Raw genomic sequence first — 11419 nt, 5'->3', positions numbered from 1 at the left:
GTGGTAGAAGGGTGGGTATGCCTTCTTCTACCTACCTCATTCCGCACCGCGGCTTGGGCGCCGTGCAGGCCCTGCCCGTCTATGGTGCGCAGACGAAGGAAAACCAGGAGTTCACCGTCACCTTGGCGCCCCGCGAGGACGGTGGCCTGGAGGTGCGCACCGACTCCCCCATCGGGCACATCACCAGCGCAGACCGCGCCGAATACCCCGAGATAGATCTGCTTTTTCGCGCTGGGCTCACTCCTGCAGCTACGGCCGCGCCGCAGCCCGATGGTTCCCTATCCCTGCTGTTGCCTCGGCCGGGCCTCTGCCTGCCGGCCAATAACCCGCCGGCCGGTCCGTGGACGATGCTGGGCTATGCCCCACCCATCAACATCACCGACCTGCCCGCGGATTTAGATATTCCTGCCCACGCGCGCATGCACGTGTTGGTGACGCTCTCACCCAGCACCACCGGATCCGGCGCCGATGCTTATTTGGGCCCGCAGTGGGTGGGGCGGCTGGATGGGGTGGACGTCGCCAAGCAGGGCACAACCCTGGCCCATGCCTACCATGCGCCGCGCAGCGCCGGCCGGGTGCTCAGTATTTATGCGGGTGCGCCGCTGCCGGATTCAAAGGAAGCCTCGCTTGCCGACGCCACCCCTACCTCCCCCGCCGCCACCGAAACCTTCGAAACCACAAGCTTTCGCGCCGTCAACGTCGATGACTCCACACCGCGCCGCCAGCAGTGGTGGCCTACCCTCATTGCCCTTCTGGTAATTGCGGTGCTTATCGCCGTACTTATTTTTATTCTGTAGGAACTTTTGGGCAGGATAACATCCCTTTCTCGCCGGGTTGGGAAATTGGAAAACGCCCCTAGCGGTGCTTAAAATGCAAAGTTACTATTGTTTCGCATGGAAAGGCCCCAATGACTTCGCTGGATTCCGCCACCTACGTGGTCCCTGACCACGGTTTTGGCGTGATCCATAACCTGCCTATTGCGGATGTGTCGCCAGAGATTTTCAGCGATTTGCTCGAATCCACAGCCGCGGAAAACGGTTACCTTTCCGCGGAGCTCGGCCCCCGCACCGCCGAGGAAGGCTTCGCGATTCGGATCGGTGACTCTCTTGTGGGCCACCTCAGTGCTGCCGATTCCCAGGCCTATGCCCTCTTTGACTGGATTCTCAGCGCCGGCCTGCACCCACGCGCCACCGCCCATGTGAGCATGACGGATGCCTCTGGGGAAGACTGGCCCACACTGAACCTGCTCCTGCCGGCGCCGCACCTGTGCATTCCCGCCAATAACCCGCCGGCGCAGCGCTGGACCATGCTGCCCGGCGAGACCACCGCCACGCTGACGGAGTTTTCCAAGGACGTCACCGCCTTTCCGCACACCGACGAGCACTACCTCGTTTCTTTGCGCACCCGCGGTTTCCTGCGCCGCAATACCGTCGACGTCTATATCAATAGCACCTTCTTAGGCTCCCTTCCCCGGGAAGCCGCCCGCGAGATCGCCCCCGCCGTCCTCGACTGCACCAAGACCGGCCGCCTCGCCATTGCCCACGGTTACTTCCACTACAACGCCGATGACCGCCCCGCGCTCACCATTTATGCGCATAACGCCGCCAACAAGCACCACGCGGGCCTAATTTTGGGCGTCGTCGCCGGTGGCACCGCCATCATGTCCGCTGCTACCGCAGCTCGCGCTCAGGCTGCATCCGCTGTCCCCGGCGGCCCCGCTACCGGCGTCTCTACCGCCGGTACCTCCGCAGCCAGCGGTTTCAGCGTCACCTCTGCCGCCGGTGCTGCCGGCGCATCCGGTGCCGTGACCTCGAACCTGCTGGCCGCAGCCGGCGTCGCCGTGCTCGTTGGTGGCGGTGCCACCGTAGCCACCAACCTGCTGAGCGAGGACGAAGCCCTTTCAGACACCAACACGCATTCCACCGCGCCCGCTCCGGAAGACAACCATTCCTCCCTCGATTCTTCCCACTTCGACGGCAATGGCCCCAAGCGCCCCGCGCACCCCGCCACGCCGCGCATCCACGATGCCGGCCCCACCAGCGGTACCTCAGCTCAGCCCCCGCTTGCCGACGCCCCCTCCACTTCGCAAACCACGAAGAAGCCCAGCGCGACGCATTCTCCTCACGCTGACCGCGCCCAAGCCCCTGCCGCCGACAACCGACGTGGCCACCACAGCGAACCCCGCGGCGGCCACCACGGCGAGGATTCCCAGGCAATTTCCCGCGCCGCCTCCGCCGCGACCGCTGCCGCCATGGCCGCAGCCAATGACGTCGCCTCGGCCCCAGCCCCGGCACCGGCACCGTCTCGGACCACGCCTGCCTCGACGCCATCCTCCAGCTCGGAACCCGCACCCGAGGTAGCAGCCAAGGGACCGACCGCAACCTCCTCGTCCTCCCAGTCTGCCGAGCTTTCCCAGACCACGGAGTCCACGAAGAGCACGACATCTGCGGAGCCGTCCTCTGCGGCATCCTCGCCTGCCGAGCCGTCCGATCTGCCGACCTCAAGCGCGTCTACCTCGGAAAAGACAACTTCCGAGGAAACGACGACTGAAACTACCACCGCAGCCTCGACGGAAAAGCAGACCGCAGAGCCTTCCAGCTCCGCCACCAGTTCTGCCACGAGCGAGCCAACGTCTGAGCCGACCCAGGCTGCAGACCCGTCTACGCCCACCTCAGCGCCTGAGTCTTCGGAACCAAAGCCCTCGGAGTCGACCGCGCCTACGACGACGTCTCCGTTGCCGACCTCGGAGTCCGAGCCCGAGCCGGCGCCGGATACCACTATCTCAGGTCCCGAGCTCGAACCAACGCCAGAGCCGGAGACCACTGCACCTACGACGACAATTCCTGGCCCTGAGCTCGAGCCCACCCCGGAGCCAGAACCAGAGATCACCGTAGAACCTGAACCGGCACTGCCGACTACATACCGCGGCGCAACGGATGGACCGGAGGTGCCCCTGGTACCGCTCGAGCCGGAAGAACCGCAGCAGCCGGAGGAACCGGGGCGACCTGAGGAGCCCGAAGAGCCAACAACCCCGCCGAAGGTCATTGTCATCGTCGTGGAGAATTAAGCGGCGCGCCCTGTCCCCCTGCGCGAATTGCGGGATACTACACTGAGTTTAATGAACAACACACCTGGCCCCTCCCCGCAGCACACGCCGGCGTCGGCCCCAGCGCCGTCGCCCGCGACGGTGGCTTCGCGCCACGCGGCCAGGTCCACAGCGCCCAAACCGGGCACAGAACAGCGACGCGCCCGGCCGCGCCGCGCGGTGCGACCGTCCGGCGAACCGGACGCCGCAAAGCCCAAGCCAAAACCGAAGCCGAAGCCGCACCCACCTGCCCGTCATGAGCGACCTGCCGCGCCGGATGCGGCTAACCAAAAGCCACAGCAGCAGCAAGCCGGCTCATCCACCGATGCGGCCGACTACCCCTACGTGGCGCTGACCCTACAGACCACCGGCATCCACCCCAGCACGGGGCGCATCGTGACTATCGACGCCATCGCATTCAACGACGCCGGCGAACAAGGCCAGCTCTTCCATGCCGTCCTCAAGCCCGATATCGATGCCGGACCGCGCCACCTCCACGGGCTGAGCACCACCGATATTGAGCAGGCACCAGCTTTTGGCAAGATCCTTAAATCGCTGGACAAGCTTATCGACGGCCGCACGCTCATCGTCCACGATCTCCCCTATACCTGGGGCTTTATCGTTGCCGAGGCCCGCCGCGCGATGATGGCCGCCGCGCGCCAAAACCGTGCGCGCAACCGCGGCCGCAACAAGGGCCGCCGGCGCCGCCAAAAGGTCGGTCACGTCCCCACGCCGGTGCGCATTATCGATACCTTGGCCACCTCCTATGCGCAGCAGGTGCGGTCGAATGATGTGCGGTTGGGGGGCGTCGCCAAGCAGAGCGGCCTGGACGCCACGCCGAAAGCTTCGGTGGAGCGCGCCGGCCGGCCCGAGCCGGAAACCTCACGCGAGGACACCGAGCTGCTCATCGCGCTCTACCGCCAGCAAGAAGGCAGCACTGTGCGCAGCTATGCGCCCGAGGACGTGCGCGCCGATCGCTTCGGCCTGCAACGCTCCCACGTGCGCGTCGACGCCGCCGAGGCCCCCGTCCAGCACCACAATCCCGGCAAATACGAACCGGGCAAGGAGCTGCGCCGCGGAATGGAAATCGTGGTCGCACCGGAAATCCTCGAGGATCCGGACACCATCATCGCCGCGCTCATGCGCGAGGAGCTCAATTATTCGGAAAAGCTTACCCGCGAGTCCTCGCTGGTTATCTGCAATGTCACCACGGACCTGGTGGGAAAGCCCATGCACGCCCACCGCAAGGGCATTCCGCTGATGTCGGACGCGGCGTTTCTTGACGCCCTCACGCGCATCGAAGACGCCGAGCCCGAACCCGAATCCGCTAAGCCTGCGCCGCGCGCCCAATGCTCGCCGCAGCACAACAAAAAGGGCGGCGGGAAGAACAACAAGCGGCGCCGGCGCCGCGGCGGCCGCGGTGGTCGCGGCAGGGGCCGACGAAATTCTGGCGGCTCGGCGGCGAAAAAGAACGACTAAGCCGCCCGCCCGACTACCCTAGGGGACATGAGTTTTAGAGTCCCGGGTGCGCTGAAAAAGTTGCGCACCACCACCGCCACTACCGCCGCGAAGCTGGCCACCACCGCTTCTCGCGCCACCGGCCGTGGCGCCGGCGGAATGATCGGTGGCCTAATCGCCAATGCCATTGACCCTTCCATCATGACCAACCTGGGCGGTGGACGCCCGGCCGTGCTGGTTACCGGCACCAACGGCAAGTCCACCACCACCCGCATGTTGGCCGCCGCGGTCCGCGCCGAGCACACCGTAGCCACCAACGACGGCGGCGACAACATGGACGCCGGCATCATCTCCGCCCTCATGGCCGGCAAGGACGCCTCGCACCTGGTCCTCGAGGTGGACGAGCTCCACGTGCCCCACGTGGCCGATAACCTCAACCCGCAGGCCCTGGTCCTGCTCAACCTCACCCGCGACCAGCTGGACCGCGTGGGTGAAATCAACAAGATTGAGCGCGCACTGCGCGGCGCCGTGGAGGCTCACCCAGACATGCTCGTCATCGCCAATTGCGACGACGTGCTCATGACCTCCGTGGCCTATGACGCCAAGAATGTCATTTGGGTCTCGGCCGGCGCCGGCTGGCTCGGCGATTCCGTCACCTGCCCGCGCACCGGCGGGCACGTCGTGCGCACCGAGGATGACTGGTACGCCGTTAAGCCGCTTGCCGACGGCCGCGAATTCCGCCGGCCGCAGCCTACCTGGGGCGTCGATAAGCGGGGCATCATCACCCCGACCGCCAAGCGTCCGCTGAACCTGGCGCTGCCCGGCCGCGCGAACCGGGGCAACGCCGCCCAAGCCATTGCTGCGGCCGTGCAGGGCTTCGGTGTGGACCTCGACAAGGCCATTGCGGCCGCCGAGGGAATCGACGACGTCGCCGGCCGCTACTCCACCATCCACTGGAAGGGCCGCGAAATTCGCCTGCTGCTGGCCAAGAACCCAGCTGGCTGGCAAGAAGCCCTGTCCATGGTGGACCGCAGCGCCGATGGCCTGGTCATCGCCACCAACGGCCAGGTGGCCGATGGCATCGACATGTCCTGGCTCTGGGACGTGAAATTCGAAGGCTTCAATGGCTTAAGCGTCAAGGCCGCCGGCGAGCGCGGCACCGACCTCGCCGTGCGCCTGGTCTACGCGGATATCTCCCACGAGCTCATCCCAGACCCTATGGACGCGCTCGCCGCCTGCCCGGAGGGCCGCATCGAGGTCCTCGCCAACTACACCGCCTTCCGCGATTTGAAGAAGGCGCTTTCCAAGGAGGCCACCAATGCTTAATATCGGCCTAGTGCTTCCCGACGTCCTCGGTACCTACGGCGACGACGGCAACGCCCTCGTCCTGCGCCAACGCGCCCGCATGCGCGGCTTCGAGGCGGAGATTCACCCCATCCGCTTGGGCGAGCCCGTGCCCGAGACGCTGGATATCTACACCCTCGGCGGCGGCGAAGATACCGCGCAGATCCTGGCCGCGGACCACCTGATTTCCGATGGTGGCCTTACCCGCGCCGCTAACGCAGGCCGCCCCATTTTTGCCATTTGCGCCGGCCTGCAGGTCCTGGGCGAATCCTTCCGCGCCTCCGGCCGCATCGTCGACGGCGTCGGGCTGCTCGACGCCACCACGGCCGGCATGCAGGACCGCGCCATCGGCGAGGTAGCCTCCGAGCCCACCCGCGCCGGTGTCACCGCGGACCTCACCGAGCCGCTGACCGGCTTTGAAAACCACCTGGGTGCCACCATCCTCGGCCCGTCCGCGCAGCCGCTTGGCACGCTCACCCGCGGCAATGGCAATGCCGACCAGGCCGCCACCGCCGACCTCAGCGACGGCTCCGCCCAGCGCACCTACGAAGGCGCCGTCCAAGGCAGCGTCATCGCCACTTATATGCACGGCCCAGCACTGGCCCGAAACCCGCAGTTGGCGGATCTCCTCCTCGCCCAAGCCATGGGCGTGGCCCTCGCGGACCTCGAGCCGATTGAGATCCCGGCCGTCGACCGCCTGCGCATCGAACGTTTCAACGCCTCCGAGCCCCCGCGCTCCCAAAGATAAGCCCACACCTGTGGATAACTTCGCCCGGCGGCCGCGAAACCCCCGAGTTATCCACAGGCTCGGCCGCCACCCCTTGTAGCGGCTTGCCCCCACCCATAGGCTGCGGGGCATGACGTTATTGGAGCAGCTGGGCGACATCGCTAAGCGCGGCGTGGAACTTCTCGAAGAGGCCCACGCCGCCTCCAGCCTGCCCTTGCCCGCGGACCAAGCGCGCACCCTGCGCCGCACCGCCGCGGCCTTCCTCTCGCCCACCAGCCACTCGCGCTACCAATCCCGCGCCCTGGCCGCCGCGCGCCGCAACCAGCACAGCCTGGAGACCCTCGCGCTCATCGCCCGCCGCTCGCGCGGCATTTCTGACCCCACCAAACGCTGGCAATTTCGCGAGAAGCTGTGCGCCACCGCCGGCACCACCGCGCAGGTCTCGCGCGCGGCGACTCGGCTGCTGCGCGAAATCAACCCGCCGCCCGAGCGCGAGGACGGCGGCCGCCGTATCATGCACGGCGAGAAAACTACCCTGAGTTTCACCGGCCCCGCCGCGCAGATGGCCGATATCTGGGCCGCCGCCAAGTCCGACCCGCTGGCCTGGCTCACCGGTTCCCGCGCCGCCGCGCCCGCGACCGTGACCACAAATGTCATCATGGAGCTGCCGGATTACCTGAAAATCCTGACAGGCGACGGCGACGACATCCGCCTCGCGATGACCAATGGCGCGACCATCACCGGCGCCGAACTCGTCCGCCGCACCCTAGCCGGCGCCGGCCTTTTCACGCTCATCCATCCCGAGCGCGGCCCCGTCAATCTCTACCGCACCCGGCATGCCTCCCCTAAGCAGCGTCGCATGCTCGAGGCCGAAGGCGCCCGCTGCGCCTGGCCCGCTTGCCGACGCCCCGCCTCCGAATGCCAAGCCCACCACCTCATCGAATACTCCCGCGGCGGCCTCACCCACCCCGAAAACATGACGCTGCTCTGCCCGTATCACAACTCCATCAACGGCCTGCCGGGCCGCGGCCGCATGGCCCGCGTCAACGGTCGAATCGCTTGGCTCCCGCCCGCCAGCCGGCACAACGCTACGCCTAGCAGCCCGCATAGCAGCATGCATAGCGGCCACAGCGGTATACACAGCAGCGCAGATAACGGGACGGCCAGCAGAGCGCACGGCCCGCCGGTGTTCACCGGCCGCGCGCGAACCGGGCCCACGGCCGCCGTCCCCTAGCCCGCGCTTGCGGATTCCCCGCGTTAAATGGTCAGGCGGCCAGAGAGCGCGCGGGACAAGGTGAGCTCGTCCACGAACTCCAGATCGCCTCCGAGCGGCATGCCGGAGGCCAATCTGGTGATCTTCAAATCAGGGAAGTCACGCAGCAACCGCACCAGGTATGCGGCGGTGGCCTCGCCCTCGGTATTGGGGTCGGTGGCGAGAATAACTTCGTGGATGGTGGGGGTGGCGTCGTAAAGCGGGGCTTCAGGGGTGGAATCCGCCAGCTCGCGATCCGGCAGCACGCCGCCCAGGCGCTGCAGCAGCGTGGAAATATTCAAATCGCGCGGGCCCACATTCGCCAGCGGATCCAGCGCGCCACCCAAGACGTGGTAACGGCCCTCATACTCGCCGGTGCGCTCGATGACCTGGATATCCTTCGGCTCCTCCACCACGCATATGGTCGAGGCGTCGCGCTGCGAATTAATGCAGATGCGGCAGACATCCTCGCGGGAAATATTGCAGCAGATGCGGCAGAAGGTCACGCCATCGCGCACCGCGCCCAATGCGTTCTGCAGCCGCTCGATGTCCTCGGGTTCCATGTGCAAAACGTGAAACGCGATGCGCTGCGCCGACTTCGGGCCGATGCCCGGCAGGCGCGAAAACTCGTCGATGAGGTCTTGCAGAGGTCCTTCAAACATCAATTACTCCCAAATCAGCAAAAGGCCGCGGCCCCACCCGGGGCAACGGCCTTTTATCGTATCGCGCGGGCTACTGGTTGCCGCCGAAGACATCCTCAAAAGACGGACCACCCTGGCCGCCCATGCCCTGGGACAGCGGGCCAATCTTTTCCTGTGCCAGGCGGCCGGCCGCAGCGTGGGCCTCCTTGAACGCGCCCATGACCAGATCCTGCAGGGTATCGACGTCCTCTGGGTCCACGACGGACTTATCGATCTGCAGGTCCACGAGCTCGGCGCCGCCGGTCATGGTCACCTTAACCAGGCCATTGCCTGCCTGGCCCTCGACGTTGGTGGCGAGGATTTCTTCCTGCGCCTTCTGCAGGTCTGCCTGCACCTGCGCGGCCTGCGCGATGAGGTCGTTCATGTCATTTGCCTGCTGCATTGGGTCTTGGTCAGCCATGTTGTTTCCTTTCTAATTCAACTGTAAATTTCGCTACCGCCCGAGTGTACCGTGCTCGCTGGGTTAGGCACGCCGGGCGCCCAGCTCGCGCTCCAGCAGCTCCATAGCTACCTCGGTAGCGCTGCGATGATCCATCTCGCCGGTCGACTGCGCGGCCTCCATCATGTCGCGCTCTTCGTCGTCGCGGGTGTAGGCCGGCGGCTCCTCGGGCGGAGCGGCAAAGTCCGGCTCAGGCTCGGGCGGCAGCGGCACGCCGTTGCTGAACTGTGATTCATCGCGCTGCTTGGCAGCCTGCGTCGCCCGTGCGATGCGCGAGCGCCACCCGGGCGCGCTTTCCGGTTTACTCTCCGCCTCCTGGTCGTCGGCAGGCTCGCGCGCCGGCGGATTAGGCTTCCACGCTTCTTTGCGCTGCGGCGGCCGCGGGGCATCGAAACCGGCGGTCTTCGGGTCGGTGCCCACCACACAGGTCACGGCCACATCGCGCTGGAACTCCTCCTTGAGCACCTCCACGATGACGGCGTTATTGGCGGGCGCGTTGATGCGCTCGGCCAGCGCGCCGGTGGTGTGTCCCAGCGTCAGGGTGCCATCGCGGAAGCCAAGCACGCGGGCTTCGGCCAGCATAATTTCGGCCACCTTATTCCGCTTTCCGACGCTCCCCCTCAACGCCACCCATTTCTCCCTCACGGCCTCTGCGAAGTCGCCCGCCGGCTCCTCCGCCGCCTGCGGCTGCGCCATTTCCGACGCCTTCTCTGCGCCAGACTCCGCCCCAGACTCCGGCTTGGTTTCCTGGGCAGATTCCTCCGCGCGGGACGGTACGGGCTTCTCTAGTGGCTCGCGATGCTTCTCCTGAGTCGGCGCTGAGTGCGGCGCCTCGCTCTGCGCCGACTGCGCCGATTGCTGCTCGGGCACCTCTGCCTGCGGGATTTTCCGCTCACGCTGCCACGGGTCCCCAGCCTCTTGCTGCTGCGGTTTCGGCTGCGGCTCTTGGTTCTGAGGCTTCTGCGTGCTGTGCGCCTCGGCGGCTGCCGGCTGCTCGGGTTGCGCCTTCGGCTGCGCATCCGGTTGCGATTCCGGTTGGGATTCCGGTTGGGACGGGGCCTGCGGCTGAGCGGCCGGTGCAGAGGTTGGAGCAGAAGAAGGGGCAGAGGTCTGCTGCTCCTGGGACTTGGCGCGGCGGCGAGCGATGATGGCGGCCGCGGCGGACTGGGGGTCTTGAGCACCGGCGACGGCAGAGTTGGCTGCGGGAGCACCGCCCGGGGTCGCTGGGCCAGCTGGCGCGGGCGAGACCGCGGAAGCGTTGGCAGCGGGGGCGGTAGCCGCTGCGGGTGCTGGCGCGGAAGCAGCCGGACCGGTGGACCCGATAAGCAGATGCGCGCACATGATTTCTAGCAGCAGGCGCGGCGAAGTCGCACCGGTGAGGTCGCTGATGCGGTCGTTGACCGTGGAGGCCAGGTAAGTCAGCTGCGGGCCGGAAAAGCGCTGCGCCTGGGCGGTGAGCACGGAGGCGCGGTCGGTAGGCGCGGAGACGAGTCCGGCCTCGATGGCGCCGGGCACGGCCTGCAGGATCATCAAATCGCGCAAACGGTCAAGCAAATCGACGGCGAAGCGGCGCGGGTCGTGGCCGGCCTCGATGACGTGGTCGACCATCGCGAAGAGGCCGGGTTTGTCTTGGTTGGCGAGGGTTTCGATGGCGTCGTCAAGCAGCGAGACATCGGTGACACCCAAAAGCGGCCGGGCAAGGTCATAGGTCAGGCCATCGGGCCCGGCGCCGGCCAGCAGCTGGTCCAGCAGAGACAAAGTATCGCGCGGGGAACCGCCGCCCGCCTCAATGACCATGGGGTACACGGCGTCTTCGACATGCACGCCTTCGGCCGCAACGGTGCGCTGCAGCAGGCCCTTCATGGCCGGCGGGGTCAGCAGGCGGAAGGGATAGTGGTGGGTACGCGAGCGAATGGTGCCGATGATCTTCTCCGGCTCCGTGGTCGCGAAGATGAAAATGACGTGCTCGGGCGGCTCCTCCACCACCTTGAGCAGCGCGTTCGCACCGGAGGGCGAGATCATATGCGCCTCGTCAATGATGAAGATGCGGTAGCGCGATTCGGCCGGCGCGTAGTAGGCGCGGTCGCGCAGCTCGCGCATGTCCTCCACGCCGTTGTGCGAGGCGGCGTCGAGCTCCGTCACGTCCAGGTTGCCGGGCCCGCCGGGGGCGAGGGAGACGCAGGAATCGCATTTGCCGCACGGCGTCGAGGTCGGCCCGTGCTCGCAGTTGAGCGAGCGGGCCATAATCCGCGCCGAGGAGGTCTTGCCGCAGCCGCGCGGGCCGGAAAAGAGGTAGGCGTGGTTGATGCGCCCTGCATCAAGGGCGGCGGATAGCGGCGTGGTGACCTGCTCTTGGCCCACGACCTCCGCGAACGTTGCTGGACGATATTTCCGGTATAAAGCCACGGTTAGC

At 66.7% G+C, this 11419-nt stretch carries 9 protein-coding genes; 6 read left to right on the top strand and 3 right to left on the bottom strand.

The window, feature by feature from the left end; genetic code table 11:
• Positions 1-17: 17 nt before the first annotated feature.
• From QKD99_RS06770 to QKD99_RS06745, 6 genes are all read left to right on the top strand, one after another.
• Positions 18-797 carry a hypothetical protein gene (locus QKD99_RS06770; protein WP_347951065.1) on the top strand — a complete coding sequence of 260 codons (780 nt, stop codon included), beginning with the start codon at positions 18-20 and terminating at the stop codon, positions 795-797.
• 110 nt (positions 798-907) lie between these two features.
• Positions 908-3067 carry a hypothetical protein gene (locus tag QKD99_RS06765; RefSeq protein WP_347951064.1) on the top strand — a complete coding sequence of 720 codons (2160 nt, stop codon included), beginning with the start codon at positions 908-910 and terminating at the stop codon, positions 3065-3067.
• 198 nt (positions 3068-3265) lie between these two features.
• Positions 3266-4564 carry a DNA polymerase III subunit epsilon gene (locus tag QKD99_RS06760; protein ID WP_347951093.1) on the top strand — a complete coding sequence of 433 codons (1299 nt, stop codon included), beginning with the start codon at positions 3266-3268 and terminating at the stop codon, positions 4562-4564.
• A gap of 27 nt (positions 4565-4591) precedes the next feature.
• Positions 4592-5869 (top strand): MurT ligase domain-containing protein, encoded by a 1278-nt coding sequence (locus QKD99_RS06755; protein WP_150851661.1) that lies wholly within the window; start codon positions 4592-4594, stop codon positions 5867-5869.
• On the top strand, positions 5862-6635 hold the full coding sequence (locus QKD99_RS06750; RefSeq protein ID WP_347951063.1) for a glutamine amidotransferase: 774 nt from the start codon (positions 5862-5864) through the stop codon (positions 6633-6635). Before QKD99_RS06755 ends, QKD99_RS06750 begins: the two co-directional genes overlap by 8 nt.
• Before the next feature lie 109 nt (positions 6636-6744).
• Positions 6745-7848, top strand: a complete 1104-nt coding sequence (locus QKD99_RS06745; RefSeq protein WP_347951062.1) for an HNH endonuclease signature motif containing protein — start codon at positions 6745-6747, stop codon at positions 7846-7848.
• 23 nt (positions 7849-7871) lie between these two features.
• On the opposite strand, the gene recR is transcribed toward QKD99_RS06745, so the two are convergent.
• The 3 genes from recR to QKD99_RS06730 form a co-directional block, all read right to left on the bottom strand.
• Entirely contained in the window at positions 7872-8528 is a 657-nt protein-coding gene (recR, locus tag QKD99_RS06740) for a recombination mediator RecR (RefSeq protein ID WP_005323161.1), read from the bottom strand.
• A gap of 70 nt (positions 8529-8598) precedes the next feature.
• On the bottom strand, positions 8599-8967 hold the full coding sequence (locus QKD99_RS06735; RefSeq protein WP_005327377.1) for a YbaB/EbfC family nucleoid-associated protein: 369 nt from the start codon (positions 8965-8967) through the stop codon (positions 8599-8601).
• Positions 8968-9030: 63 nt separating this feature from the next.
• The gene (locus QKD99_RS06730; protein WP_347951061.1) at positions 9031-11412 is read right to left on the bottom strand and encodes a DNA polymerase III subunit gamma and tau; all 2382 of its coding nucleotides are present in this window, start codon (positions 11410-11412) and stop codon (positions 9031-9033) included.
• Positions 11413-11419: the final 7 nt, after the last annotated feature.

The organism is Corynebacterium sp. c3Ub_189 (assembly GCF_039907195.1).
Classification (GTDB): domain Bacteria; phylum Actinomycetota; class Actinomycetes; order Mycobacteriales; family Mycobacteriaceae; genus Corynebacterium.
Note: the sequence above shows the minus strand (reverse complement) of the source record. Positions and strands in the feature narration are given on the sequence as shown.

Excerpts from the sequence above, each read along its gene's own strand:
- QKD99_RS06770 (WP_347951065.1), top strand. The coding sequence starts at position 18 with ATGCCTTCTTCTACCTACCTCATTCCGCACCGCGGCTTGGGCGCCGTG.
- QKD99_RS06765 (WP_347951064.1), top strand. The coding sequence starts at position 908 with ATGACTTCGCTGGATTCCGCCACCTACGTGGTCCCTGACCACGGTTTT.
- QKD99_RS06755 (WP_150851661.1), top strand. The coding sequence starts at position 4,592 with ATGAGTTTTAGAGTCCCGGGTGCGCTGAAAAAGTTGCGCACCACCACC.
- QKD99_RS06750 (WP_347951063.1), top strand. The coding sequence starts at position 5,862 with ATGCTTAATATCGGCCTAGTGCTTCCCGACGTCCTCGGTACCTACGGC.
- QKD99_RS06745 (WP_347951062.1), top strand. The coding sequence starts at position 6,745 with ATGACGTTATTGGAGCAGCTGGGCGACATCGCTAAGCGCGGCGTGGAA.
- recR (WP_005323161.1), bottom strand. The coding sequence starts at position 8,528 with ATGTTTGAAGGACCTCTGCAAGACCTCATCGACGAGTTTTCGCGCCTG.
- QKD99_RS06735 (WP_005327377.1), bottom strand. The coding sequence starts at position 8,967 with ATGGCTGACCAAGACCCAATGCAGCAGGCAAATGACATGAACGACCTC.